The sequence below is a fragment of the Sorangium sp. So ce119 genome (genome assembly GCF_051524405.1).
In the GTDB taxonomy this organism is placed as follows: Bacteria; Myxococcota_A; Polyangia; order Polyangiales; family Polyangiaceae; genus Sorangium; species Sorangium cellulosum_G.
In genome coordinates, this window is the sequence record NZ_CP150310.1 from 4,651,356 (window position 1) to 4,676,932 (window position 25,577).

Here is a 25,577-nt window from a genome sequence, read left to right on the forward strand (position 1 = left end):
TCGCGACGGATCACGACCCCCCGGCCAACTCGCGCCCTCATCATGCGCGATCCGCCGCGGATGTGTCCACACCATTCGACGCCGCGCGCGCTCGCGCAATCGCGCCGCTCACGCGAGCACGGCGCCGCGGCGCCCGACCGCGTAGGCGATCCCGCTCTGCAGCGTCCCGCGGATCACGATGCGCGTCATGTCGACGTCGAGCCCGACGAGCGCGCGCGCGACCTCGCCGCGAACGCCGGTCAGCACGGCCTGGGCCCCGAGCAGCCGGAGCGCGTTGGCCGCGTTGATCAGGGCGTTGGCGACGCGCTCGTCGACCGCCCTGATCCCCGTCACGTCGATGATCACGACCCGGGCGCGGCTCCTCGTCGCGCCGTCGAGCAGCGTTTGCAGCACCTCCTGCGCCCGCTCCTCGTCCAGCGTGCCGATGAGCGGCATGACCATGACGTCGTTCGTGATCGGGACGAGCGGCGTCGAGAGCTCCGCGATCTTCTCGCGCTGGAACCGGATCACCGCCTCGTGCAGCTCGGCGCGCGACCGCTCGGCGCGCTCGCGCTCGCCGAGCTCGTGCAGGAGGCGCAGGTTGGTCTCCTTCAGCTCCTCGCTCTGCTCGCAGAGGCGCGCGTTGGCCTGCGAGAGCTCCTCGGTCCGCTGCTTCACCTCCTGCTCCAGCCGCTCGTTCGACCGCCGGAGCTCGGCGCTCACGGCCTCCAGGTCCGCGTAGAGCAGGGCGTTCTCCACCGCCACCGCGGCCTGGGACGAGAGGAGCCGCAGGAGCTCGATGCGATCGGCGGTGAACGCGTGCTCGGCGACGTGGTTCTCCAGGTACAGCACGCCGCTGAGCCGGCCCTGATGGAGCAGCGGCAAGCCCAGGATCGACTTCGGCCGGCGCGAGCTCACGTGGGGATCGCCGGCGAGGCGCGGGTCGTCCTCCGCGCGCCCGATCACCACCGCCTCGCGCGAGCGCGCGACGTAGTGCACGACCGGGCGGGCGAGATCGAGGCGCTCCTCCATGGGCGTCGCGAGCCCCAGGCGCACCGCGTCGGGATCGACCGAGATCATCGCCTCGACCGTCAGCCCCTCGCCGCGCGCGAGGATCAAGAACCCCCGGCTCGCGCCGGCGCTCTTGATCACGTTGCGCAGCACCTGCTCGAGCACCTTGTCGAGCACGATCTCGCTGGAGATCGCCTGCGCCGTCTGCAGGACGGTGGCGAGATCGCAGAGCTCCCCCGCGGCGAGCCCGCCGAGCGCCGTCGCCGTCGCCCCGGAGGACGTCGCGAGCCCCGGGGGCAGGCCGAGGGCCGGTGAGACGAGCGGCGCGAGCTCCTCGCGCAGCGCCTCCACCTTGGCGCTCGCGCCCCAGCGCTCGTAGAGGTACATCGCCCTGCGCAGGAAGGTGCCCGCGAACTCGAGCCTGCCCTGGGCGAGCCAGAACCTGCCGTAAAGCTCGTTCCCGAGGGCCTGGTTGTTGATGTAATCCGCCTGCCGCGCGGCCTCGATGCCCCGCTCGTAGAGGTCCATCGCCTCGGCCGTCCGCCCCTCGACCCGCGCCTTCTCCGCGAGCAGGAGGGCGTGCTTGTGAAGGACGTTGTCCGGCCCGGCGTCGGCCCAGCGCTTCATCCGCCCGAGGAGCCGCTCGACGTGCTCCTCGTGCTCCTCCCGCTCGGCGCCGCCGGCGGCCTCCCACGCGGCGATCCGCATGAGCCCCGCGTAGAAGGTCGCCTCTGGCACCTTGGCGTGCGTCGGCAGCGCGCCCTCGATGATCGCGAGCTTCGGCATCAGATCGGCGAAGCTCGCGCGGTCGCCGAACAGGTAGGCATTCCGGATCTTGGCGTAGTAGAGCCACCCCATGTGGTAGGGCGAGCCGCCGTGCTTCTCGGTGTACGCCGCCTCGTCGAACGCCTCGTCGTCGAAGCTGAGCCGGCTCTTCGTGAGCCCTTGAAGGCACTTGATGGGCTGGATCACGCCCGCCAGGAGGATATCGATGATATCGTGGCTCCTGGCCCGCTCCAGGAAGGCGAGGTGCACCTCGGTCAGCCGCGCGAGCTCCGACAGGGCCATCCCGTAGGTGAGCCGGTCCGAGCCGCTCTGGCTGATCATGTACCCCATGGCCGTCCAGTCGCCGGCCTGGAGCCCGAGGTCGTAGACCCTGTCGTAATACGGGTCTGCGCGCCGCAGCGGCTGCGTCCAGCTGTGCACGTCCGCGGAGAAGATGTGGTATGTCTTGGCCCGGAGAACGAGGTTGTCGAGCTGGTCGGCCAGCTCGATGGCCATCTTGCCGAACCGGTAGGCCGTCGCGTACTCGCCGAGCAGCGGGCCCACCACCATCCCGTAAGCGACGTATCCGAAGGCGGACATATCGCTGTTGCCGTGCTGCAGAGAGAGCGTCACCATCTTCACGATGGCGAGGTTCGCGAGCGTCTGATCGCTGGAGTTGTACGCGCCGAAGAACAGGTTGACGAGGAGCTCCAGCGTCATCGGGTGCTCGGGGCTCGTCGCCCTCGGGGCGTGCGCGAGCTCCTCGATGCTCCGCCCGCCGAGGAGGACGGGCACCGCCGCGAGCTCCTGCTCCAGGAGCGCGGCGACCTCGGCCCTGTCCTCGGGGATCGGGCAACCGAGGAGCCGGAGGCCGGCCTTCTGCACCAGGGTCGCCTCGTGGTTCCGCCACTGGAGCAGGTACTGATTCGCCTGGACGATGTGGATCGACACCTTGTCCATCGCGGTCCGGGCGCGCGCGAGCGCCGCGGTGCAGAGCCGCTCTGCCTCGTCGAAGGCGCCGCACAGCGACTCGACCTCGGCGCGCTCCTTGTGGAGCGCGAGGGCGAGATCGTAGTGGTCCTCGAGGCCGCCGCCCGGCAGAAACCCCATGCCCGCGCGGAAGTAGCCCGCGGCGGCCTCGTAGGCGGTGGCCGCCTTGGCCTTCCTGCCGGCGGCGAGGTTCAGCTCGGCGGCCGTCGCCCGCTCCTCCGTGGAGCTCACGAGGGGCGCCGCGATGTTGAAGTGACCGACGATATCGAACAGCGCCTCGTCGCGCGCGGCGCCGTAGGTGCTCGCGAGCATGAGCCGCCCGATCCGGAGGTGGACGTCGCGCTTGCGGTCCTCGTCGATGAGCGAATAGGCCGCCTGCTGGACGCGATCGTGCAAGAAGCGGTAGGTGACGCGCCAGTCGACGCCGCCCCGCGCGTCGCCGTCGGTCGCGTGCGCGAGGCGGTAGTCGGCGTCGACGGGGGAGATCAGGCCCTCTTGCAGGATCTTCCACAGCGCGGCCACGGTCTCGTGCGGCGGCCGCTCGCTGATCACCGCCAGGGAGCGCAGGTCGAACTCGTGCCCGATGCACGCGGCGAGCTTGAGGACCCCCTGGAGCTCGGGATCGAGCTCCGCGAGCCGGCGCGCCATGAAATCGACCACGTTGTCGGTCACCGTGCGCCGCCGGATCCGGTCGATCTCCCACGTCCACGCGCCCGCCTCGAAGCGGAGCAGCCCCTCGGCGTGGAGCGCGCCCAGGAACTGCCGGACGAAGAACGGGTTGCTCCGGGTCCTCTCGAACACCACGCGCGCGAGCGGCTCGACCTCTTCCCGCGCGGCGGAGAGCGTGTCCGAGAGCAGCTCGATCACGTCGGAGAGGGCGAGCGGCTTGAGCTCCAGCTCCCGCAGCGGCGCGCCCGCCTTCTCGATCTCGCCGAGCGCGACGCGCAGCGGGTGAGCCGCGTAGATCTCGTTGTCGCGGTAGGCGCCGATGACGAGCAGGTGCGCGCGCTCCGGATCGGCGGCGATGACCTGGAGCAGCTTCAGGGAGGCCGGGTCGGCCCATTGCAGGTCGTCGAGGAAGAGCACGAGCGGGTGATCGACCCGCGCGAACACGTGGAGGAACGCCTTGAAGACCGCGTGGAACCGGCCCTGGGACTCCGCCGGCCCGAGCGGCTGGACAGGGGGCTGCGGGCCGATGATCCACTGGAGCTCCGGGATGAGATCGAGCAGGAGCTGGCCGCTGCCGCCGAGGGCGCGCTCGAGCGCCGCGCTCCACCGCGCGAGCTGCTCCGGCCGCTCGGTGAGGATGTGGCGGATGAGCTCGCGGAACGCGCGCGCGATCGAGGCATACGGGACGCCGCGGTTGAGCTGGTCGAACTTGCCCGCGGCGAAATAGCCGCCCCGCTGGGCGATGGCCCTGTGGATCTCGTTCACCAGGGCCGACTTGCCCATGCCCGAGTACCCCGACACGAGGAGCAGCTCGCGCTCGCCCCCGGCGGCGCGCTCGAAGGCGGCGAGCAGCGCGCGCTCCTCGTCGGCGCGGCCGTAGAGCTTCTGCGGGATGCGCAGCGTGTCGGGGATGTCGCGCTGCCCGAGCGCGAACGGCGTCACGGCGCCGGACGTCGAGAGATGGCGCAGGCACGCGTCGAGGTCGGCCACGAGCCCGAAGGCGCTCTGGTACCGGTCCTCCGCGTTCTTGGCCATGAGCTTCATCACGACGCGGGAGACCGCCTCGGGCACGCCCGGGGCCCGCTCGGACGGGGGCACCGGCGTCCGCGCGATGTGGCCATGGATGAGATCCATCGGCTCGCCCTCGGCGAACGGCAGCGCGCCGGTGAGCATCTGGTAGAGCGTGACGCCGAGCGAGTAGAGATCGGTGCGGCGGTCGATCACGCGGTTCATCCGGCCGGTCTGCTCGGGCGACATGTACGCGAGCGTCCCCTCGAGCGCCTCGGGGCTCACCGCCTGCTGCGTCTCGTGCGGCAGCAGCGTGGCGATGGTGAAGCCGACGAAGTGGACCTCGAGCGTGTCGGGGTCGACCAGGATGTTCTGCGGCTTGATGTCCTTGTGGATCACCTTGCGGCGGTGGATCTCGTCGAGGATCCGGGCGGCCGAGCGCGCGATCGTCAGCGCCGCCTTGAGCTCCAGCCGCCCGGCGCGCAGGACGTCGTGGAGCGTCGTGTCGCTCGGCCGCTCGATCACGAGGGCGAGGCCGTTCTTGTGCCTCTCGATCCCGCACGCCTTGACGACGCCCTCGACGTCGAGCTCGCGGAGGACGTTGTACTCGTGCCGGAGCGAGGCCAGCTCGCGCGCGCTCGGGAACTCGCTCTTCAGGACCTTGACGGCGACGGGCTTCCTGTCGTCACCCCATGTACCCTGGAATACATCGATGCTCGCATCGCTGTAAATCTTCTGGCCCACAGTACACGTTGCGGAGAGCATCTCACCTCGCCAGGGTGCTGGGCCGCCCGGGACAGCCGGAGACGGCGGCCTCGCAGAATCGCACCCCTGGCGGATCCTGTCTAGGTTGGCCGCGTCACGCCGACGTCCTGCTGCCCTTCCAGAGCGCGGCCCAGGAGCGCCCCGTCTTCGCGGCGGCCTCCGGAGCGGCCTCGCGCGCGCTCTCCGCGGCCGGCGGGTCCTTGTGCGACTGGCTCTCCAGGAACGAGATGAGGCGCTCGCGGAGGGGATAGTACATCGGGTCCTCGAGCACCGCCTTCCGGTCCCGCGGGTGCGGGAACGGGACGGCCAGGATCTCGCCGACCCGCGCCCCCGGGCCGCTCGTCATCATCGCGATGCGGTCCGACAGGAACAGGGCCTCGTCCACGTCGTGCGTGACCATCAGCGCGGTCTTCTGGTCCTCGGCCCACAGGTCCATCAGCACCTCCTGGAGCTCGAACCGGGTGAGCGAGTCGAGCATGCCGAAGGGCTCGTCCAGGAGGAGCATCTTGGGCGACAGCGCGAAGGCGCGCGCCAGCCCGACCCGCTGCTGCATCCCCGAGGACAGCTCCCGCGGCTTCTTGTGCAGCGACGAGCCGAGCCCCACGAGATCCAGGTAATGTGTCGCGATCTCGACGCAGTCCTTCTTGCTCTTCTGCCGGTGGACCTGCTCCACCCCGAGGAGGACGTTCTCGAGCGCCGTCATCCAGTGCAGGAGGCAGGGCGACTGGAACACGACCCCGCGATCCGGGCCGGGCCCGCGGATCTGCCGGCCCGCGAGGACGATACCGCCGCTCGTGATCTCGCTCAGGCCCGCGACCATCGACAGCACGGTGGACTTGCCGCAGCCGGAATGGCCGATGAGCGACAGGAACTCGCCTCTCCTCAGGTTCAGATCGAAGTTGCGGACGACGACCGCGGGCCCGTTCGGCGTGGGAAAGGTCTTGGTGACATTCCAGATCTCGAGATACTTCTTCATGCGACCGCCTCCGACGCCCGCGCCGCGCCGGACGCGCTCGTGCCCGCCCCGGCGCCGGGGCCGAGCAGGTAGCTGATGACCGCGCCGCGGATCTCCTTGAAGCGCGGGTCGTGGTTGATGGCCTTGCGATCCCGCGGGCGATCGAGATCGACGGCGATCCCGGGCCCCAGCGTGGCGCCCGGACCCTTGCTGAGCGGGATGATCCGGTCGGCGAGGAGGATGCCCTCGTCCACGTCGTTGGTGATGAGGAGCACGGTCTTCTGGGTGGCCCGCCAGATGCGCGCGGTCTCGTCCTGCAGCGTCGCGCGCGTGAGCGCGTCGAGCGCGCCGAACGGCTCGTCCATCAGGAGGACCTCGGGGTCCATGGCGAGCGCCCGCGCCACCGAGACCCGCTGGCGCATGCCGCCGGAGAGCTGCGCCGGCTTCTTGTCGCGGGCCGCGGTGAGCTTCACCATCGCGATGTAGCGCTCGGCGTGCTCCCGCTTCCGCTCCGCGGGCCAGGACGAGAAGATCGGGTCCACGGCCAGATAGACGTTCTCGTACACGGTGAGCCAGGGCAGAAGGGAGTAGTTCTGGAAGATGACGCCGCGGTCGGGCCCCGGCCCCTCCACCTCTCTCCCGTTCAGCTTCACGACCCCGGTGTCGGGCCGGAGGAGCCCGGCGACGAGCGACATGAGGGTGGTCTTCCCTGCCCCCGAATAGCCGACGACGGCGACGAACTCGCCCTTTTCTATCTCCAGGTTGATGTCCCTGAGCACCTCGGTGCGGGTAGCCCCGGCGCCGTAGCTCTTCCCCACGTTGCGCAGCTCGACGAGCGGCATCGGCGTCACCCTCCCGCCAGCTTGAGCCTGCGCTCGACGAGGCTCATGAGCGCATCGAGGAGGAAGCCCACGACGCCGATCGTGATGATGCACAGGATGATGTGCTCGTAGATCAGGCTGTTGTACTCCTGCCAGAGGAAGCCGCCGACCCCCGGCGAGCCGGTCAGCATCTCCACGGCGACGATGACCAGCCAGGCGATGCCCAGGCTGAGCCGGAACCCCGTGAACATGTAGGGCAGCGCGGCGGGGAGCTGCACCTTGAACAGCGTCTTCATGCGCGAGAGCCGGAGCACCCGCGCGACGTTCATGTAGTCCTGCGGGATCGACCGCACCCCGAGCGCGGTGTTGAGGACCGTCGGCCACATCGAGCACATCGCGATGGTGAAGACGCCGGCCGGGTCCGGCTTCTGGAAGAGCACGAGGCCGAGCGGGAGCCACGCGAGCGGCGAGACAGGGCGGAGGATCTGGATGATCGGGTCGAAGCTCGACCTGAACAGCTTCGACGCGCCAAGGAAGAACCCGATGGGCGTCCCGAGCAGGATCGCCAGCGTGTAGCCCTTGGCGACCCGCTGGAGCGAGTACCAGGTGAAGCGGAGGATGCCCTGATCGAGCTCACCGCGCTTCTCGAACGGCTCGAAGATGTAAGGCCTGCTCACCTCCCACGTCTTGAGGGGCGAGGGCAGCGTCTGGGCCCACAGGCTGCTCGCGGCAGCCCACAGCCCGATCACGCAGGCCACCCCGAAGAGGGGCAGGATCATGTGGTCGACTCGAATCCTGGGAGAGATCGCTTTCGCCTCGCTCATGCAGCACTCCTTCATCACGCCGCCCGCCGCCGCGCTGTCCGGCGGCGCCCGGCGAGGTGGGGGTCATCCCTTCAGCGCGTGGACCGGGAACGACGTCGCGTATTTCTCGGGGTCCTTCGGATCGAACGTCACGCCGTCGAACAGCGTCTCCGGCTGGTCGCTCGGGCCGCCGTGCGCGACGCCGAGCTCCTTCATCGCCTCCTCGTAGAGGTCGGGCCGCATGACCTGCTTGACGACCCCCTCGTAATCCGGCTTCCCCTCCACCATGCCCCAGCGGCGGAACTGGCTGAGCCACCAGAGCGCGTATTTCGGCTGCGGGTAATTGCAGTTGCGGTCGCTGAAGATCATGTAGTCCCTGTCCTCCTTCCTGCGCCCGTCGCCGTAGTCGTAATGGCCCTGGAGCCGGCCGAGGATGAGCTCCGGCGGACAGTTGATGTAGGTCGGCCTCGACACGATGTCGGCCTGCTCGGGGCGGTTCTCGAGCCTGTCGAGCCAGACGCTCGCCTCGTGGAGCGCCTTGATCACGGCCTTCACCGTCCTCGGGTTCTTCTCGGCGAACTCCGCGGTGAACGCGCACACCTTCTCGGGGTGGTCCTTCCAGAGCTCCTGGGTGGTGATGGCGGTGTAGCCGATCTGGTCGGCGATCGCCCTGGCGCCCCACGGCTCGCCGACGCAGTACCCATCCATCTTGCCCACCTTCATGTTGGCGACCATCTGCGCGGGGGGGATGGTGACGAGCGCGACGTCCCTGTCCGGGTGGATGCCGCCCGCGCCGAGGTAGTAACGGGTCCACATGGCGTGCGTCCCGGGGGGGAACGTCATCGCGAAGGTCATGGGCGCCCCCTTCTCCCGCGCCTCGTCCACGAAGGGCCTGAGCGCCCTGGGGTCGGCGGCCACCTTGCCTTTCAGTTCGCTCTTCATCGTGATCGCCTGGCCGTTGCGGTTGAGCAGCCACGGGATGACCATCGGCTTCTTCGGCGATCCGAGGAGGCCCATCGTCGAGGCGAGCGGCATGCCGAAGAGCATGTGCGTCGCCTGGAGATCTCCGTTCGACAGCGAGTCGCGGATCGCGGCCCAGCTCGCGCCCTTCACGATGGTCGAGTTGATCCCGTATCGCTTGAAGAACCCCTTCTCGTGCGCGATGACGATCGGCGAGCAATCGGTCAGCGCGATGATGCCGAAGCGCAGGTCGGAGACCTCCGGCCTGTCGGCGCCCGCCGCGAGGGGCGCGGCGTTCGACGCGGGCGGCCCCGGCTCATCGGACCGCGAGCCGCAGGCCGGGAGGAGCGCCGCTCCCCCGAGCCCGAGGGCGCCGCCGAGGAACCGCCGCCGATCCAGGGGCGAGGCGCTCGATGCTTCCTTCGAAGGTTCCCGTTTCTTCATTCAAGAGGTCCTTTGCTGGGGAATGGGCGCGGCGCCGCAGGCGCGACGATTCGATCGCGCCTGTCGGTCGCGGCAGGGCGGCGCGGTCGCGCTTCGCGGCGCCGCCGGTGACATCGCCCTGTGGTTCGAGAAGGAGCCAGATCAGCGCCGCTGCGAATCGGCGCATCGAGCGCCGTTTCGCGGCGGTTGTGGGCCCAGGATGGCCTCAACCCTACATGGGCCCATGATCCGCCGAGGACCATGCACGGGTGCGCGTTTCTATGGCGTTTCCTTACAATGTTTTTTCTGCATTCGAGATGTCGTCCGCGCAGGTGTCCAGGAGTCAGCGGGCCCGGTCGGCAGCGTGGCGCAGCAACGCCCTTCCCTTTGACGAACTGGTTTCATAAGCTGCACGTGAGAGCATCCGGAGAATTTCGTTCCATGACGTTGAAAGGTGCGCGAATGGCCATTCGACATGCCAGTGTGTGCGTCATCGCGATGACCTGGATCGGGTGTGCACAGATCTTCGGCTTCGACAAGGAGTACCTGGTCATCGAGGGTCCAGGGACCGGAGGCGCTGGCGGCGGGAGCGCCAGCAGCTCCGGAACCGGGGGAGCCGGCGGCGCCGGAGGCGCCGGAGGCGGGGACGCCGGCGGCGGGGGCGCCGGAGGCGAGGGCGCCGGAGGTGCAGGCGCTGGCGCCGGGGGCGCCGGAGGCGGAGGCGCCGGAGGCGGATGTGTCGTCGAGATGCCGGCGGGTGAGCCGCCGACCTCGCCGCTCTTGATCGACGATATGGAGGATGGAGACAACACCATCATTCCCGTCGAGGACGAAGTAAACCCTCGGAGAGGGTACTGGTACGTGGCCAATGACGCGAACGGCCTGCAGAACCCCGCGGCCGGCGACTTCTACATGAGCGAGCTCGAGCTCCCGCGCGGCGACAGCACGTGGGCCGTGAACGTCGACGCGGACGAGGGATTCACGTCATGGGGAGCCCTCTTCGGCGTTCGGCTGAACACCGACGAGGCCGGTACGGAAGGTCTGTACGACGCCTCGGGGTTCCGTGGAATCTCGTTCTGGGCCTACGCCGAGAGCGGCTCTTACGCGAGGATGATCGTGGACGCCGCCGACGTGCAGACCTGGGAAGACGGCGGCATCTGCGGCACCAAAGGCACGTGCGATGACCATTTCCGCATGATCGTCGCGCTGACGCCCTGCTGGAAGTACTACGAGGTCCCGTTCGCGGACCTCAAGCAGACAGGATGGGGCGAGAAGTTCGAGGCGGTGGACGTGACGCAGCTCTGGGCGATCCAGTTTCGCTTCAACGCCAAGCAGCAGTTCAACGTCTGGGTCGACGACGTCGCGTTTTACAAGTGAGCGGCTCCCGCGTGGTCGTGCGTCCGCCCGCCCACGCGGGCGGTACCCCCCGGACGCGCTGCCCCCTGAGGCGCTGTCGTTGCCCGGTCCGGCGCTGCCACGCGCCCTGAGCGGGGGCTCGCGGCCGCCAGAGCGTCCGCGTGCGTCGCTTGCCAGGCCGCAGGTGAGACGGTAGCGTCCGCGCGGCCCGGGTCGCCGTCACGCACGGCCGGACGGGCCGAGGCGGTCGCAAGAGGAACCGAGATGAGGAGCGAGTCCGCGACATGGGTGTGGGCCACGGCGTGCCTGCTGACCTGCGGGTGTACGGCGCTCGCGGGGCTCGACAAGCCCTATCACCTGGCGACGGGGAGCGGCGGAGACAACCTCGGCGGCGGCGGGGCCGGAGGTGGCGCCCCCGGGTGCGACGAGGAGGCGAGCGCGGGGTGCGTCTACGATCGGTGCGGCGCCGTCCCCGAGGGCGCCCCGGCCGGCGTCTACACGCTCGATCCCGACGGCACCGGCCCCTCGGGGTCGCTCCAGGTCTACTGCGGTGAGCCGGCGGACGGCGGAAGGTGGGCGCTCGTCTACAACAGCGTCGGCGAGCTGGGCGGACCGACGCTCGCGTTCTGGAACATCCTGTATGCCGACCGGCTCAGCCCCAAGGGGGAGCCGTCGCTCGACAACAACCATTACCAGCCTGGCCTGTACATCGCCGGCCGGGAATACCGCGACGAGATCGAGGACATCCCGGGGACGGTCGTCGAGGTGCTGCGCGCGACCGCCGAGGGCATCGATCCCGAGACCATGCAGCTCCTCACGCCGATCCGCCTCGCCGGGGACGATAACCTCTTCGACTGGCAGTTCGGCACCGGGTGGGCGTCGGCGGACTTCGACAGGGACACCAAGGGCGACGGCAACTGCGCGAGCGCGTTCGCGGGCGTCGCGCAGCACTACGGGAACTGCTTCGTCTACAGCCTCGGCGCGGACGGCGACGAGGACGTGTCGGTCACCGACGAGGACTGGGGCCCGCACCTGGAGACCGTGGTCGCGACGCCGTACGGGCTCTCGGACGACGGCAGCCATTACACGCGCGTGAACCGGATTTCCCGCTGGACCCGCTGGTGAGCGCGCGTGGCGCGCTCGGGCCGGGCGCGCCGCGCGTCACGCCGGGTGCGCCACGAGGGGGAGCGACGTCACCCCGCGGACGGAGATGGATCGCCGCCACGCCGCCGGCCCGGCCTCGGTGAAGCGGCGGACGCGCGGCAGGAGCGCCGCGAGCGCCAGGCGGGCTTCCAGCCGGGCGAGCGGCGCGCCCAGGCAGAAGTGGACGCCGTGCCCGAACGGCACGTGCGTGGCGCCGCCCCGGTCGATGTCGAACCGGTGCGCGTCCGGGAAGTGCGCCTCGTCCCGCGCGGCGGAGCCGATCACCACCAGCACCCTGGCGCCCCGGGGGACGCGCACGCCGCTCAGCTCGGTGTCGGCCGTGGCGACCCGGTACACCGACCGCACCGGCGGCTCGTAGCGCAGGACCTCGTCCACGAGCCGCGGGATCAGCGCGGGATCCGCGCGCACGCGGTCGTGCACCTCCGGGTGCGCGATGAGCTGCCGCGCGGTGTGGCTCAGGAGGTGCACCGTGGTCTCCAGGCCGCCGACGAGGAGCAGGAACAGGAAGCTCATGAGCTCTGCGTCGGTGAGCGACTCGCCGTCGACCTGGGCGCGCAGCAGGTCGGTCACCATGTCGTCGGCGGGCTCGCGGCGGCGGCGGGCCAGCACCTCGGTCATGTACTGCTCGGCCTCGCGCACCGTGGTGCGGATCTCCTCCATGCGCGCGGTCATGTCCGGCGTGACCGGGCTGATGCCGGTGAGGTCGTCCGTCCAGCGCTTGAAGCGCGGGTGAAGCGAGGGATCCAGGCCGAGGAGCTCGCCGATGACGCTCGCGGGCAGCGGCATGGCGAGCGCCTCGACCCAGTCGACCGGCTCGCCGAGCGGCAGGCGCGCCGCGAGGTCGTCGGCGAAGAAGCGCACGCGCGCCTCGAGGCGGGCCATGGCCGCGGGCGCGAAGGCGCGGCTCACGAGCGAGCGCAGGCGGCCGTGCGCCGGCGGGTCGAGGACGATCATGGAGTCGCCGAACGGGTTGTGTCCGAGCCACGCCGGCTTGGTGGCGGCGCGGAAGCCCTCGGACGAGAACAGCTCCGTGTCCTTGAGGACGGCGATGACGTCGTCGTGGCGGGTCACCGCCCAGAAGCCGCCCGGATCCACCTGGCATACGGGCGCGTCGCGCCGCAGCGCTGCGTAGGTGGGGTACGGGTCGGCGAGCATCGCGGGGGACATGAGGTTCAGCCGTTCGCTCATGGGTCGAGGACCTCCCGGGCGGGTCAGGGATTGAGCGGGCATGGTCGCCTGCAGCGGGGGCGCGCCGCAAGGCGCTCGGCGGCGAATATCCATTCCGCGTGTGACCGATCCGGCTTTGAACAGAACCAGGCCGAGCGGGAACACACAGCATGGCGCTCGACAATCCCACCTTCGCGGTCGCCGCCGGCGCCCAGGGCACCACCACGGCAGATAGCCCAGCTCGACCCGCCGCCCACCCGGCGATCACGAGGTTCACGGAGAGGATCGTGAACAACATCCTTTGGCGTGGGCTCCTCCCCGCGGCGCTCGGGCTCACGGCGGTCGCCGCGGGCTGCACCGACGGTGAAGACGATGCCAGCGCCACGACGAGCGCCGCTGGCGGCTCGGGCGGCTCAGGCGGCTCGGGCGGCTCGGGCGGCTCAGGCGGCTCGGGCGGCTCGGGCGGCTCGGGCGGCTCGGGCGGCAGCCCGGCGATCGCATGGGGGAGCTGCCCAGACGATTTCATCTCCGAGTGCGCCACGGTCCCCCTGCCGCTCGATCCTTCGCGTCCCGACGGCGAGGCGCTCCCCGTCTTCGTATCGCGCCACCTCGCGCCGGGCGGCGCGGCGAAGGCGCAGGTCTGGCTGCTGCAAGGCGGCCCCGGCGGGTCCAGCTACGTGTTCAAGGACGCCATCGAGGATCTGTGGCAGGGCGTCATGCCCGACGTCGACTGGTACGTGCTCGAGCACCGCGGCGTCGGGCCCTCGAGCCGCCTCGAATGCCCGGTCCAGGAGGACCCGAGCTCGGAGGGAGGCACGGAGATCACCGCGCTCGAGTGGCCCGCTTGCATCGAGGCGCTGAAGGCGAGGTGGGGCGGCGATCTCGCGCGCTTCACGACGACAGCCGACGCCGAGGATCTCGCGCGGCTCATCGACCTGACGCGCGAGCCCGGCAAGAAGGTGATCCTGTATGGCGCCTCCTACGGGACGACGCGCGCGATGCGCTTCCTGCAGGCGCACCCCGACGGGGCCGACGCGGTGATCCTCGACTCGATCATGTCGCCGGGCGCGCAGTACCTGTCCTGGTACGACACGCAGTTCGATCCGGTGGTGAGGGATCTGTCCGCGATCTGCGCCGTCGATCCGGTCTGCGGGGCGAAGCTCGGCGCCGACCCCTGGGAAAAGCTCGACGCCCTCCTCGGCAAGCTCACGAGCGGTCACTGCCCGCAGCTCGGCGCCGACGCCGCGCTCTTCACGTCCATCGTCCCGATCTTCGCGCAGACTCGCGTCCTGCGGACACACATCTTCCCGCTCGCGTACCGCATCGACCGCTGCGAGGAGGGCGACGTGCAGGTGGTCGGCCACTACATGCGAACGCTGCTCGACGTGTTCTCGCAGACCGACGGGGGCGAGCCGCGGGACTCGATCGTGCTGGGGACCCACGTGGCGCTCTCCGAGCTGTGGGAAGAGCCCGCCCCGCCCCTGGCCGAGCTCCAGGAGCGGTGCGATTCGCAGCGCTTCTGCGTGGAGGACGGGCTGGAGCTCGGCGCGCTGTACGATGCCTGGCCGCGCTATCCGCACGACCAGTTCTGGGACGAGTGGCCGAGCTTCACCGTGCCCGTCCTGGCGATGAACGGCCTGCTCGACCCGCAGACGCCCATCGGCCCGGCGGCGCGCGTGGCGGACAGGCTCACCGCGCCCCACCAGACGTTCGTGGCGGTGCCGTGGAGCCCGCACTGGGTCGCGTACGAATCCCCCGTGAGGACCGCCGGCGCGGCGCCTTGCGGTACGCAGATGATGGCGCGGTTCATCGAGGACCCCGAGGCCGCCGTCGACACGACGTGCCTCGACGACCTCGTGCCCGTCGCGTGGAACGAGGACCCGGCCGTGGTCGAGCTGCTCTTCGGCACGACGGACATGTGGGAGAACACGGCCTCGATCGGCCCCGCACCGCGGAAGGCCGCGCCGATCGACTGGACGGCCGTCGCGCGCCGCGCGGGGGAGAAGACGCGCGGGCTCCGGCGGTGAACGACGCGGAGCGGGAGCGCCCCGCCGGCGACCCCGGCGGCGCAGGCGCCGATCAGCAATCCTCGATGCGGCGCAACACCGCGGCGCAGAACGCGCCCGGGTCCTCCTCGGGCCACATGTGCGTGGCCCCGGGGACCACGAGGTGCTGCCCGGGGATGCAGCGGGCCGCCGCGCGGGAGACCACGCCGAACGTCGGCCGGGAGCGCTCGCCGTGGGCGATGGTGACCGGCACCTTCAGGCTGGCCAGGTCGGCGCAGGTGATGGCCGGCGGCTGGGGCTGCGACAGGAGGAGCGGCATGGTCCGCGCGTTGTCCAGGTTGACGGCCTGTCTCTCCGCGGGCTGAGCGGCGAAATACCCCTCGCGCTGGCCCGACCCGTCGAGCAGGAGCCTCACGGCTTCCTGGAGCTCACCGCGCTCGACCGCCCCGAAGACGGGGCCGAACATGGCGTTCAGGTCGTCTCTTAGCGCGCTCAGCTCGGCGGGATCGGTCACGTACGAGGGGACCCCCGGCTCGTGAATGAAAGCGCTCCTGAACAGCTCGGGATGGGTCAGCGCGGCAGTCAGGACCGCATGGCCGGCGTAAGACCATGCGACAACGTGCGCCGGGCCCGCGCCGAGGGCGCGAAGGAACGCGACAAGGTCGTCCGCGTGCGTCTGCACGCCGAACCGGGGCCAGCTCGAGCCCCACGCGCCGGTCCCGAAATAGCGCTGGCTGTAGGCGATGGCCCGGTGGTGCTGGCCCACGATGGAGAGGTGCCGGTCCCACATCCGGTGGTCCGAGGCGGCCCCGTGCAGGAACACCACCGGGGCGCCCTGGCCTTGCTCCGCAACCGCGAGCTGGGCGCCGTTCACCTCGATGAACCGGGGTCTCTGCGCGCCGTCCGGCCCGCCGTGGCCCGCCAGGGATGCTGCTGTCATGGGGGATGCGGCGATAGTGCGTGCGAGCGCGCGGATCAACGCCTGCCGCCCCGTTGACCCGGGACGCGAGGGCGCGCGAAGATCCGGCGATCCCTTTGCACCACCGCGCGACACGCTCTCTCGCCGCACTCCTCGCGCTCGCCGCGAGCGCCTGTTCCCGAGGCCCCGCGCCCAGCGCGGACGCGGGCGCCGCCCCGGCCAGCGCGGGCGCCCCGGCCGGCAGCGTGGGCGCCCCGACCGACCCCCTGCCCCCGGCGGCCGCGCCGCTGCGCGCGCCGGTCCGCGAGGGCGGCGCGCTCGCCCGCGCTGCGCGCGAGGACGCGCTCTACGTGGCCGACGAGGACCACGGCGTCGTGCGCGTCGTGCCGCTGCCGCTCGACCCCGCGCGGCCCGGCGCAGGCGTGCCCGCGCCGGGCCGGCCCGCGCAGGTGCTCGCGCTCGGCGGGGGCGGCGGGCGCGGCGAGCCAGAAGCGCGCGTGCTCGCCACGGTGCGCGACCCGGGGCTGCTGCTCATCCTCCGGCCCGATGCGGCGGCGGGGCTCGTCGAGGTCGGCCGCGTCGCGCTGCCCGCGGACGCGTGGGGCATCGCGGTCACGCCCGACGAGAAGACCGCGATCGTGACCTCGGCGTGGACGCACAAGGTCTCGGCCGTGGATCTCGAGGCCGGGAAGGCGCGGTGGACCGTCGACGTGGCGCGCGAGCCGCGGGGCGTGGCCGTGCTGCCCGACGGCAGCGCCGCGTACGTGAGCCACCTCGTCGGGGCGGATCTCACGCGGATCGACGACCTCGGCGGGGCGCCGAGGGTCCGGCGCGTCGCGCTGCCCGCCTCGCCGCTGCGCGCGCCGTCGGGCGAGCGGCTCGCGGCGTCGCTGGGCTACGCGCTGGCGCTCTCCGAGGACGGGCGGCGCCTGTTCGCGGCGCGGCACGCGCTCGGCGCCATGGGCCACGCCGCGTGGTTCGGCGCCGCGACGGTGGACGTGCTGCTCACCGGCCGCGACGAGCCGCTCGCCCCGCCGCACCACGGCAACCTGCCGGTGCTCCGGTCGGCGTTCGCCGAGCAGGTGATCACGCCGGAGAGCGTCATCTCGCTGCCGGGCGCGAGCGTCACGCCCGTCACCCAGCCGCGCGCCGTCGCCTACCGCAAGCGCGCGCGCACGCTGCTCGTCGCCGGCGAGGGCGACGACCTCGTGCTCGAGGTGGACGCGACCGCGGTGGATCCCACGCTCGCGATCGTGAAGAGCTATCCGGTCGGCGGCCGCTACGACCCGCACATCCGCGTCGCGGGCACGTGCGGCGCGCCGACGGGCCTCGCGCTGTCCGCGGACGAGGCGACGGCGTGGGTGTTCTGCCGCTCGACCGGGGATGTGGCGGCGATCCGGCTGCACGATCCTGTCGCGGGACCGGCGGCGGGAGGAGCGGGCGCGGCGGGAACGGCGGGCGCGGCAGGCGCGGCGGGAACGGCAGGCGCGGCAGGCGCGGCGGGAACGGCAGGGGCAGCCGGCACGGCGGGTACGGCCGCCGCTGCGCCGCCTGCCGAGGGGCCGGCGGCGCTCGTGCACCTCGCCGACGATCCGCTCGGCCCCGAGGTCGCGAAGGGCCGCCGGCTCTTTTACAGCGCGCTCGACGCCACGGTGAGCGGCAATCTCGGCTGCGCGGGGTGCCACCCGGAGGGGCGGGACGACGGGTACGTCTGGCGCGAGGCGACGTTCAGCACGGCCGACGGCGAGCACGCCAACTTCGTCGGCAGGCCGGAGAACATCCCCGAGGTCGCGAAGAAGAAGGGGTATCCGCGGCGCACGCCGATGCTCGCCGGCAACGTGGGCGCGGACGGGCCGTACGGGTGGCACGGCGAGAACGAGGATCTCCTCGGGAGGCTCCAGGCGGGCATGGGGCTGCACCGCTGGGGCGGGCTGCCGATCGATCACACGCCGGCCGGGCTCGCGGCCCGGGCCACCTACCTCACGATGTTCCTGCGCCGGGGCCTCGTGACGCCGCCGCGCGTCGAGGGGACGGCCGACGAGCGCGTGAAGCGCGGCCGGGAGATCTTCCACAGCGACGAGGCGAAGTGCGCCCGCTGCCACGTGCCGACGAGCGATTACACGGATCGCACGCCGTACCCGATGCCGAAACGGCCGCCGCCTCCGGGCTACGACGACGATCCGCGCCCCGAGTACAAGACGCCCTCGCTGCGCTTCGTGGGAGGGCGGCCGCCGTACCTGCACGACGGCCGGGCGGCGACGCTGGCGCAGCTCATCGAGCAGAACGCCGACTGGATGGGCAAGACGAGCCACCTGTCGCCGGAGGATCGGGCGGCGCTCGTGGCGTTCCTGGAGACGTTATGAGGCCGCGCGTCGCGTTGCGCGGATGGATGGCTGCCGGCGTGCTGGCTGCGGCGCCCGGGGTGCCCGGCGCGCAGCCGAGGGGCGCGCCGCAGGGCGCTGCCGCCGGAGTGCCCGGCGCGACCGGGGTGCCCGGCGCGACCGGGGTGCCCGGCGCGCGGCCGAAGGACGCGCCGCAGGCCGGCGCGGCCGGCGCCCAGCCGAGCGGCGCGCCGCAGGCCAGCGCGGCCGACGCCGGCGAGGAGCGACCCCTCGACGCCGAGCCTTTCCCGGCCGAGCCGTCCAGGCAGCCCACGGCCGCGGAGTGGAAGACCGCGCCGCGCGTCCGCCTCTCGCGCGCCGGCCCCGCGGCCGCCGGCTGCCGCGCCTACCGGATGAGGGAGTGGCTGCGCATCCGCTGCCCGGAGCTCACCGTCTCGGCCATGTCGCTGCTCGGCGGCAAGGCGGAGGGCGTCGCCTTCTGGATCGATCCGCCCCGCGGCGGCAGCGAGCTCCCCCGCGGGGGAGAGGTGATGTTCCCGATCCGCCGCGGCGATCGGCGGGTGATCCAGATCCTGACCTTCGGCCCCGGCTACGACGGGCCGTTCACCTTGTTGCCGGCGATCGTCGTCCAGGAGCAGTGGCTCGACGACGAGCCGGCGCCGACCGTGACCGCCGCCTAGACACCATGCGATCCCACACCACGCCCCTCGCCGCCCCCTCGCTGTTCCTCGCTGCCGCCGCGTGCGGCGCCCTCACCGCCGCCTGCGGCGCCTCTCCCGCGGCGCCCGACGGCTCGCCGCCCGCCGGTCCGGCGCCCGCTGCGCACGCCGCGCCGGAGGGCGCCGCCGCGGGCGTGGGCGCCGCCGCGGGCGTGCCCACCGCCGCAGCGCCCGAGCCCGGGCGGACCGCAGCCTCGGCGCAGCCCGGCGGAGATCCGACCGCCGCGCAGGCCGGCGATGCGTCGGCCACCGCCTCCACCGCGCCCGCGACGCCCGCGGACGGCTGCCCTGACGGCATGGCCCGGGTGCCGGGCGGCAGCTTCGTGATGGGCCCGCTCAAGGTGAAGGCCACCGTGGGCGACCTGTGCATGGACAGGACCGAGGTCACCGCCGCGTCCTACGCCGCGTGCGTCAAGGCGGGCAAGTGCACGGATACATTGGCGAATTGCGCCAAGGAGGCGTCGACCTACGGCGTGGCCGGCAAGGAGGAGCAGCCGATGGTCTGCGTCGACTTCGCGCAGGCCCAGGCCTACTGCGCGGCGCAGGCCAAGCGGCTGCCGCGCGACGACGAGTGGGAGTGGGCGGCCCGCGGCGGCGAGGAGGCGCGGCCGTACCCGTGGGGCGGCGAGGCCCCGAAGGATCAGCTCTGCTGGTCCGGCGGCGGCGCCGTGCGCAAGACCGCGTGCGACGTGGGGAGCTTCCCCGCCGGCGCGAACCCGCAGGGCATCCAGGACCTGGCCGGCAACGTCTTCGAGTGGACGACGAGCGCCAACGACGGCAATGGCAAGATGCGCGTCGCCCGCGGCGGAAGCTGGCGCGACGGCATCCCGCCGCTCGTCAGGACGGCCCGGCCGGGAGGGTTCGAGGTGACGTACCGCTGCGGGTTCCTCGGGATCCGCTGCGTCACGGAGCCCGCGGCGACGGCGGCGAAGTAGGGCGCGAGCGCCGGAGCACCTGTCCAGGGCGTCCGGCGCGAGCGCGCGCTGCGCTACGTCGCGTTCGGATCGGAGAGCCAGGCCGCGAGCGCTTCAGCCGAGAACGAGAGCACCACTTCCCCTACCCGATCCTCCCGGAGCCGATCGAGCCGCTCCGTGAGCGCTGCGGTCTCCGCTTCGGTCAGGGGCCGACCCAGCCGGATCGCGCACAGCCGGGCCGTCATCTGAAGCTGCCCACGGAGCTGGGCACGCTCCTCAGCTTCCTTCGCCTCTTTCATCCTCCGCGCGTTCCACTGCTCGTACCATTCCCGGGTTTCCATGATGAAATCCCTCTCCTCGGACGGCAGCTCTGGAAGGAGCTGGTCCGGCACCTCGAAGTTTAACCGAACGAGCCACGGCAGCGCCACCCGGCGCTCCCATGCTTCTTCGGGGAGCGCCGCCAGGTCCCGCAGCGCCGCGTCCCGGAGGATGTTCTTGCCGAGCTGGTCGAGGCGAAATGCATGATGACGGCCGTTATCACGCCAGAGTTCGGGAGGGCACATTCAGTCGATGCGCGCGGGCGCAGCGAGCGGCGCTGCTGAGCATTACCGAGACGAACCTATTTCATTCACACAATCGACCTGGCGCGGGGGCTCGGGCGCGTCTCGCGCAGCGATCCGGACAACCAGTTGTAGGTACGCAGGTTTTCGTGCTCGAGGGGGAGTCATGCTCTTGAAGTCGTCGCAGGAGCGGCGTCAGCTGCGAGGAGAGGATGAATCCGGGCTGAACGGGGATCGAATCGAAGCGCGCACGAGCACGAGAGATGGGGATCGGGGATCGGGGACGGGAGACGCGGACAGGAGCGTTAGCGTTCCGGCGTCCGTTCGAGAGAGGTACCCGCTCGCCAAGACAGCTCCCCCTCCCGGCGCGCCCATTCGCACCGAAGGCGCTCGAGGACTGATCGCGCCTCGCGGCGGCCGCGGCGGCCGCGGCGTCCCGGCAGGCGCGCGGCCCGCCGGCCCGCCGGCGCGCGCGCCTTGCCTTCCGGCCCGGCGCGGCACACACCTCCGCGCCCAGGGACCATGCACAGCGACGAACCCTACCTGATGCCCTCGTACGTCAAGCTCCTCGTCGGCGACGCGGAGCGCTCCGCCTCGTTTTACGAGCTCCTCGGCTTCCAGCGCGTCCACCAGGATCCGGTGTTCGTCCACCTGCGCTGGGCGCGGTACGCCGACCTCTTCCTGGTCGCCACGCCGCCCGGCGCCTCGCTCGCCGGGCAGCGCGGCCTCGGCGTCATCGTCTGCTTCAGCGCCACGGGCGACCTCGGCATCGAGACCATCGCCGCGCGCGCCGCGGCCGCCGGCGCGGCCGTCGACGGGCCGCGCGACCAGCCGTGGCACACGCGCGAGGTCGTCGTCGCCGACCCGGACGGGTACCGCATCTGCTTCGTCGAGCCGAGCGCCCCCGTCCGCGCGTGACGGCCGGCCCGGCCGCCGGGCCGCGCCGTCACGGGCCCGGCGCGGGCTCCTGCGCCGCCGCCTCGGGCGCCATCGCGGGCTCGGCGCGCGCGGGGACGCCGCGCTCGACCTGACGGAGGAGCGCGTCGCAGAACGCCGGCACGTCGTCCGGCTTGCGCGACGTGATGAGGTTGCCGTCCTCGACCACCTCGCGATCGACCCAGCGCGCGCCGGCGTTCAGCAGATCCGTCGTGATCGACGGCCACGACGTGAGGGTCCGCCCGTCGGCGATGTCGGCCTCGACGAGCATCCAGCCGGCGTGGCAGATGGCCGCGACCGGCTTGCCCTGATTGAAGGCATTCCGGACCAGGCCGACCGCCGCCGTGCTCGTCCGCAGGTGATCCGGCGAGTAGCCCCCCGGGATCACGACCGCATCGACGGCGTCGTCCGACACGTCCTCGGCCGCCCGCTCCGTCGTGATGCGCACCTTGCCCTTCTTGCCGGTGAGCTCCTTGCCCGCGGCGAGGCCGACGATCACGGCCTCGTGCCCGGCGCCCCTCACGCGGTCGTAGGGGCCCTGGAACTCCGTATCTTCGAACATCTCGTCCACGAGGAATGCGATGCGCGCCATGGTGCTCGACCTCCGCGCAGAAGCTTGTGCCGCGGGGGGCGCCCGCAAGCTCGACGGGCTGCGCGGGGTCCGGCTCCGGCGCCGGTGTCTCCCGCGCGACGCTCCGGGCGGGCGCGGCGCGCGGGCTCGTGTATCATCGCCCCGGCATGCCGTCGGAGCCGCACCAGCCCAGGCGAATCGGCCGGTACCTGCTCTACAGCCCGATCGCCTCCGGCGGCATGGCGTCCGTGCACCTCGGCCGGCTGATCGGCGAGGCGGGGTTCTCGCGCACGGTCGCCATCAAGCGGCTCCACCCCCAGCTCGCCGAGGCGCCCGAGATCGCCGAGAGCCTGCGCGACGAGGCGCGCATCGTCGCGCGCATCCAGCACCCCAACGTGGTCGCGACGATCGACCTGCTCATCGCCGAGGACGAGGCGTTCCTTGTCATGGACTATGTGCGCGGCGAGTCGCTGGCGCGGCTGCTCCGGGCGGCGCGCGCGCGCGGCGAGCCGGCGCCGCCCCCCATCGTCGCGAGCATCGCGTGCGGCGCGCTCCACGGCCTGCACGCCGCCCACGAGGCGCGCAGCGAGTCCGGCGAGCCGCTCGGCATCGTGCACCGGGACATCTCGCCCGAGAACGTGCTCGTCGGCGTCGACGGGACGGCGCGGCTGCTCGACTTCGGCATCGCCAAGGCGCGCGGGCGGCTCAGCACCACGCGCGGCGGCCAGCTCAAGGGGAAGCTGTGTTACATGGCCCCCGAGCAGATCCTCTGCGCCGACGTGACCCCGAGGACCGACGTGTTCGCGGCGGGGGTGGTCCTCTGGGAGGCGCTCGCGGGCCGGCGGCTGTTCGACGGGGGCGACGAGGGCGCCGTCGTGGGGGCCGTGCTCGAGCGGCCGATCCCGCCGCCGAGCTCGCTCGCGGCGCACGTGCCGGGGGCGCTCGACGCGATCGTCCTCCGGGCGCTGGAGCGGAACGCGGAGGGCCGTTACCCGACGGCGCGCGAGCTCGCGATCGCCATCGAGGACGCGGTGCCGCTCGCGTCGCAGCGCGCGGTGGGCGAGTGGGTGGAGCAGCTCGCCGGGGAGGCGCTCGCGCGGCGGGCCGCGCGCGTCGCGGCGATCGAGAGCGCCTCCGCGGCAGATCCGGGCGGCGAGGCGACGGCCGGCGCGGGGGCGGCTGCGGCAGGCGGGAGCGGAGCGGGCGCGCGCGGCAGCGGCGGCGTGGAGGGCGGCGCGCGTGAGCCTGCGTCGCGGGGCTCGGAAGCGCGGGGGCTCGCGGAGACGGCGCCCGAGATCCAGGCCGGCGCCCCCGGGCAGCCGACGCTCGCGGCGACGGCCGCGGCCGGGGACGGGATGACCGGCGGGACCTCGTTGACGCCTTCCCCGAGAGACGGCGCGCCGCGCGGCGCGGCCCCGAGGGCGGCGAGGCGCGCAGGCCCGCTGCTCGCGCTGGGCGCGGTGATCCTCGTCAGCGCGGCCGCGCTCGCGGTGCACTGGTCGCGCCGCGGCCCGCCCGGGCCGGAGGACGCGGCGGGCGCGGTCCACGCGGCCCCCCTGCAGCGTCACGGCACGGGCGAGCCGCAGGCGCCGAGCGCGACCGGCGCCGCGGACGCGACCCGTTCCGCGAGCGCGCCGAGCGCCGTCCTCGCCCCAGCCCCGTCGCACACGCCGAGCGCCGTCGCGACGACGCCCGCCCAGCGCCCGGCGCGCGCGGCCGTGAGCGCGCGCGCTCCTGCGCCTGCCCCGCGCGCGACCCGCGGCGACGCCCAGCGCTGCTCCCCCCCCTACACCGTGGACAGAGCCGGCATCCGCCGGCTCAAGCCGGAGTGCATGTAATTGCACGCAAACACACAGAAATCAGCGAGCGCCCCCGCGCCCGGCCGCGCGCGGACGGCGCTCGCTCTCTCGCTCGGCGCCGCGCTCGCGCTCGTGGGCGCGAGCGTCCACGCCGCGCCCAGCAAGCGGGCGTGCGCCGCCGCCTACGAGCGCGCGCAGGGCCTCCGCCGCGACGGCAAGCTCCTCGAGGCCCGGGAGGCGCTGATCACCTGCTCGCAGCCGACGTGCCCGGCCGCCGCCGTCGCCGACTGCGGGCCGTGGCTCGCCGAGGTGGAGCAGAGCCTGCCCTCCGTGGTCATCGCCGCGAAGGACGCGGACGGCCGGGAGCGGCTCGACGTGCGCGTGCTCGTCGACGGGCGCCTCCTCGCCGCGGCGCTCGACGGCAAGGCGCTGCCGGTCGACCCGGGCCCGCGCACCTTCCGGTTCGAGCCCGCAACGGGCCCCGCCGTCGAGGAGCGCTTGCTGATCCGCGAGGGCGAGAAGAACCGCGCGATCACGGTGACCCTCGGCGCCCCGGCGGCCAGCGCGCCAGCCGCTCCCCGCCCGCCCGCCTCGCCGGCCGCACCGCCGCCCGCCACGCCCGCCGCACCGCCGCCTGCCTCGCCCGCCGCGTCTCCCCTCGCCTCGCCCGCCGCGCCTCCCCTCGTCGCCTCGCCCGCCGCGCCGCCGGCCGAGCCCTCGATTCCCCCGCTCGCGTGGGTCGCCGGCGGCGTCGGCGTCGCGGGGCTCGCCGTGTTCGCCGTCGCCGGCGCGCTCTCGCTGGACGCCGAGGCCGACCTGCGCGCCACCTGCGCCCCGCGCTGCGCGGCCGACGACGTGCGCGCCGTCCGCGTCCAGCACGCGGTGGCCGACATCGGCCTCGGCGTGGGCGTCGTCGCGCTGGGCGCCGCGGCGTGGCTCTATCTCACCCGGCCGACCGCCGCGCACCCGCCGCGGCCGACCGCCGCGCGTCCGCCCCAGCCGACCGCAGCAAGGCCGCCCCGGGTCGGCGCGAGCGCGCTCCGGCCGGCGCTCCGACCGTTCTTCTCCGGCGCCGCCGCGGGCCTCGAGGGCGCCTTCTGATGCACCATCGCCGGCCGATCCACCGTCACGGCGCCGCGGCCGCCCTCCTGGCCGCCCTCGTCTCCGCGTGCACGCTCGTGCGCCCGCTGGACGGCCTCACCTGCGAGCCCGGCGCCGGAAACGCCTCGTGCCTGTACGGCCAGCCCTGCGACGCCGACGCCGACTGCGCGACGGCCTCGTGCCTCGCGAGCGTGTGCCAGTGCCCCGCCGGCATGGTCACGATCCAGAGCACGTTCTGCGTCGACCAGACCGAGGTGTCGAACGCCGCCTACCGCCGCTTCCTCGCCACGAACCCGGATCTCGAGGCGCAGGAGCCGTTCTGCCTGTTCAACGGCAGCTTCGACTTCGACACCGGGCCCGACGCGCCCGACGTCTGCAACGATCGCCTCACCGGCGACGAGCTCCCCGCCACGTGCCTCGACTGGTGCGACGCCCGCGCCTTCTGCAGGAGCCTGGGAAAGCGCCTCTGCGGCAAGATCCACGGCGGCGCGCTGCCGTACGGCGGCGCGAGCGGCGCGCAGGGCGAGTGGTTCGACGCGTGCAGCAAAGGCGGCGAGCGCACGCATGCCACCGGCGAGTTCGACGCCCAGCTCTGCAACGGCGACGGCGCGATGACCGTGCCTGTCGGCGACGAGGACAGCGCGATCTGCGAGGGCGGTTATCACGGGCTGCAGCACATGAGCGGCAACGTCCGCGAGTGGGAAGACGCGTGCTCCGGAGACACCGGCCCCGGCGATTATTGCGTCACCCGCGGCGGGGCGTTCGACAGCGGGAACGCGCTCGACGAGCTCCGGTGCGACGCCCGCGACGGGCGCGAGCGCGCCGACACGGACCACGCGATCGGCTTCCGCTGCTGTAGCGGGTAGCGTCGGCG

At 72.7% G+C, this 25,577-nt stretch carries 19 protein-coding genes; 10 read left to right on the forward strand and 9 right to left on the reverse strand.

Going from position 1 to position 25,577, the window contains the following annotated elements:
• Positions 1–108: 108 nt before the first annotated feature.
• From WME76_RS17505 to WME76_RS17525, 5 genes are all read right to left on the reverse strand, one after another.
• Positions 109–5,187, reverse strand: coding sequence for an AAA family ATPase (locus WME76_RS17505; protein WP_437961227.1), 5,079 nt, complete (start codon positions 5,185–5,187; stop codon positions 109–111).
• Between the two features lie 94 nt (positions 5,188–5,281).
• On the reverse strand, positions 5,282–6,163 hold the full coding sequence (locus WME76_RS17510; RefSeq protein ID WP_437961228.1) for an ABC transporter ATP-binding protein: 882 nt from the start codon (positions 6,161–6,163) through the stop codon (positions 5,282–5,284).
• The gene (locus tag WME76_RS17515; protein WP_437961229.1) at positions 6,160–6,984 is read right to left on the reverse strand and encodes an ABC transporter ATP-binding protein; all 825 of its coding nucleotides are present in this window, start codon (positions 6,982–6,984) and stop codon (positions 6,160–6,162) included. Before WME76_RS17515 ends, WME76_RS17510 begins: the two co-directional genes overlap by 4 nt.
• Positions 6,985–6,989: 5 nt before the next feature.
• Positions 6,990–7,787, reverse strand: a complete 798-nt coding sequence (gene ntrB / locus WME76_RS17520; RefSeq protein ID WP_437961230.1) for a nitrate ABC transporter permease — start codon at positions 7,785–7,787, stop codon at positions 6,990–6,992.
• A 63-nt stretch (positions 7,788–7,850) separates the two neighbouring features.
• Positions 7,851–9,170 (reverse strand): CmpA/NrtA family ABC transporter substrate-binding protein, encoded by a 1,320-nt coding sequence (locus WME76_RS17525; RefSeq protein ID WP_437961231.1) that lies wholly within the window; start codon positions 9,168–9,170, stop codon positions 7,851–7,853.
• 441 nt (positions 9,171–9,611) lie between these two features.
• Here WME76_RS17525 and WME76_RS17530 point away from each other — a divergent pair, with 441 nt between their 5' ends.
• Together WME76_RS17530 and WME76_RS17535 are read left to right on the forward strand one after the other, a co-directional pair.
• Positions 9,612–10,526, forward strand: a complete 915-nt coding sequence (locus WME76_RS17530) for a hypothetical protein (protein ID WP_437961232.1) — start codon at positions 9,612–9,614, stop codon at positions 10,524–10,526.
• 243 nt (positions 10,527–10,769) lie between these two features.
• Positions 10,770–11,630 (forward strand): fibrinogen-like YCDxxxxGGGW domain-containing protein, encoded by an 861-nt coding sequence (locus WME76_RS17535; RefSeq protein WP_437961233.1) that lies wholly within the window; start codon positions 10,770–10,772, stop codon positions 11,628–11,630.
• A 36-nt stretch (positions 11,631–11,666) separates the two neighbouring features.
• On the opposite strand, the gene WME76_RS17540 is transcribed toward WME76_RS17535, so the two are convergent.
• Entirely contained in the window at positions 11,667–12,857 is a 1,191-nt protein-coding gene (locus tag WME76_RS17540; RefSeq protein WP_437961234.1) for a cytochrome P450, read from the reverse strand.
• A gap of 266 nt (positions 12,858–13,123) precedes the next feature.
• Here WME76_RS17540 and WME76_RS17545 point away from each other — a divergent pair, with 266 nt between their 5' ends.
• Positions 13,124–14,863 (forward strand): alpha/beta fold hydrolase, encoded by a 1,740-nt coding sequence (locus tag WME76_RS17545; RefSeq protein ID WP_437961235.1) that lies wholly within the window; start codon positions 13,124–13,126, stop codon positions 14,861–14,863.
• A gap of 52 nt (positions 14,864–14,915) precedes the next feature.
• Here the strand turns inward: WME76_RS17545 and WME76_RS17550 are convergent, their stop codons facing one another.
• Positions 14,916–15,782, reverse strand: a complete 867-nt coding sequence (locus WME76_RS17550; RefSeq protein ID WP_437961236.1) for an alpha/beta fold hydrolase — start codon at positions 15,780–15,782, stop codon at positions 14,916–14,918.
• Positions 15,783–16,006: 224 nt separating this feature from the next.
• On the opposite strand from WME76_RS17550, the gene WME76_RS17555 reads away from it, so the two are divergent.
• From WME76_RS17555 to WME76_RS17565, 3 genes are read left to right on the forward strand one after another with little or no spacing between them, the layout of a single operon-like run.
• Entirely contained in the window at positions 16,007–18,124 is a 2,118-nt protein-coding gene (locus WME76_RS17555; RefSeq protein ID WP_437961237.1) for a hypothetical protein, read from the forward strand.
• Positions 18,125–18,150: 26 nt separating this feature from the next.
• Positions 18,151–18,783, forward strand: coding sequence for a hypothetical protein (locus WME76_RS17560; RefSeq protein ID WP_437961238.1), 633 nt, complete (start codon positions 18,151–18,153; stop codon positions 18,781–18,783).
• A 5-nt stretch (positions 18,784–18,788) separates the two neighbouring features.
• A complete protein-coding gene (locus WME76_RS17565; protein WP_437961239.1) occupies positions 18,789–19,757 on the forward strand; it encodes a formylglycine-generating enzyme family protein in 969 nt (322 codons plus the stop codon).
• Positions 19,758–19,810: 53 nt separating this feature from the next.
• Here WME76_RS17565 and WME76_RS17570 read toward each other — a convergent pair whose 3' ends face one another.
• Positions 19,811–20,299, reverse strand: coding sequence for a hypothetical protein (locus WME76_RS17570; RefSeq protein WP_437961240.1), 489 nt, complete (start codon positions 20,297–20,299; stop codon positions 19,811–19,813).
• A gap of 519 nt (positions 20,300–20,818) precedes the next feature.
• Between WME76_RS17570 and WME76_RS17575 the strand changes: the two genes are divergently transcribed.
• The gene (locus tag WME76_RS17575; protein WP_437961241.1) at positions 20,819–21,214 is read left to right on the forward strand and encodes a VOC family protein; all 396 of its coding nucleotides are present in this window, start codon (positions 20,819–20,821) and stop codon (positions 21,212–21,214) included.
• Positions 21,215–21,242: 28 nt separating this feature from the next.
• Here the strand turns inward: WME76_RS17575 and WME76_RS17580 are convergent, their stop codons facing one another.
• Positions 21,243–21,824, reverse strand: a complete 582-nt coding sequence (locus WME76_RS17580; RefSeq protein WP_437961242.1) for a type 1 glutamine amidotransferase domain-containing protein — start codon at positions 21,822–21,824, stop codon at positions 21,243–21,245.
• A gap of 146 nt (positions 21,825–21,970) precedes the next feature.
• On the opposite strand from WME76_RS17580, the gene WME76_RS17585 reads away from it, so the two are divergent.
• The 3 genes from WME76_RS17585 to WME76_RS17595 are packed head-to-tail and all read left to right on the forward strand — an operon-like array spanning position 21,971 to position 25,569.
• Entirely contained in the window at positions 21,971–23,641 is a 1,671-nt protein-coding gene (locus WME76_RS17585; protein WP_437961243.1) for a protein kinase domain-containing protein, read from the forward strand.
• Complete coding sequence (locus WME76_RS17590) at positions 23,642–24,703, forward strand: hypothetical protein (RefSeq protein ID WP_437961244.1); 1,062 nt, start codon at positions 23,642–23,644, stop codon at positions 24,701–24,703.
• On the forward strand, positions 24,703–25,569 hold the full coding sequence (locus WME76_RS17595; protein ID WP_437961245.1) for a formylglycine-generating enzyme family protein: 867 nt from the start codon (positions 24,703–24,705) through the stop codon (positions 25,567–25,569). Before WME76_RS17590 ends, WME76_RS17595 begins: the two co-directional genes overlap by 1 nt.
• The last annotated feature ends 8 nt before the right edge of the window (positions 25,570–25,577 follow it).

Bases quoted from the DNA above. Each gene is read 5' to 3' on its own strand.
- WME76_RS17515 (WP_437961229.1), bottom strand. From the start codon at position 6,984: ATGCCGCTCGTCGAGCTGCGCAACGTGGGGAAGAGCTACGGCGCCGGG.
- WME76_RS17540 (WP_437961234.1), bottom strand. From the start codon at position 12,857: ATGAGCGAACGGCTGAACCTCATGTCCCCCGCGATGCTCGCCGACCCG.
- WME76_RS17595 (WP_437961245.1), top strand. From the start codon at position 24,703: ATGCACCATCGCCGGCCGATCCACCGTCACGGCGCCGCGGCCGCCCTC.
- WME76_RS17535 (WP_437961233.1), top strand. From the start codon at position 10,770: ATGAGGAGCGAGTCCGCGACATGGGTGTGGGCCACGGCGTGCCTGCTG.
- WME76_RS17550 (WP_437961236.1), bottom strand. From the start codon at position 15,782: ATGACAGCAGCATCCCTGGCGGGCCACGGCGGGCCGGACGGCGCGCAG.
- WME76_RS17525 (WP_437961231.1), bottom strand. From the start codon at position 9,170: ATGAAGAAACGGGAACCTTCGAAGGAAGCATCGAGCGCCTCGCCCCTG.
- WME76_RS17575 (WP_437961241.1), top strand. From the start codon at position 20,819: ATGCACAGCGACGAACCCTACCTGATGCCCTCGTACGTCAAGCTCCTC.
- WME76_RS17530 (WP_437961232.1), top strand. From the start codon at position 9,612: ATGGCCATTCGACATGCCAGTGTGTGCGTCATCGCGATGACCTGGATC.
- WME76_RS17505 (WP_437961227.1), bottom strand. From the start codon at position 5,187: ATGCTCTCCGCAACGTGTACTGTGGGCCAGAAGATTTACAGCGATGCG.
- WME76_RS17585 (WP_437961243.1), top strand. From the start codon at position 21,971: ATGCCGTCGGAGCCGCACCAGCCCAGGCGAATCGGCCGGTACCTGCTC.
- WME76_RS17510 (WP_437961228.1), bottom strand. From the start codon at position 6,163: ATGAAGAAGTATCTCGAGATCTGGAATGTCACCAAGACCTTTCCCACG.
- WME76_RS17560 (WP_437961238.1), top strand. From the start codon at position 18,151: ATGGCTGCCGGCGTGCTGGCTGCGGCGCCCGGGGTGCCCGGCGCGCAG.
- WME76_RS17580 (WP_437961242.1), bottom strand. From the start codon at position 21,824: ATGGCGCGCATCGCATTCCTCGTGGACGAGATGTTCGAAGATACGGAG.
- WME76_RS17565 (WP_437961239.1), top strand. From the start codon at position 18,789: ATGCGATCCCACACCACGCCCCTCGCCGCCCCCTCGCTGTTCCTCGCT.
- ntrB (WP_437961230.1), bottom strand. From the start codon at position 7,787: ATGAGCGAGGCGAAAGCGATCTCTCCCAGGATTCGAGTCGACCACATG.
- WME76_RS17570 (WP_437961240.1), bottom strand. From the start codon at position 20,299: ATGTGCCCTCCCGAACTCTGGCGTGATAACGGCCGTCATCATGCATTT.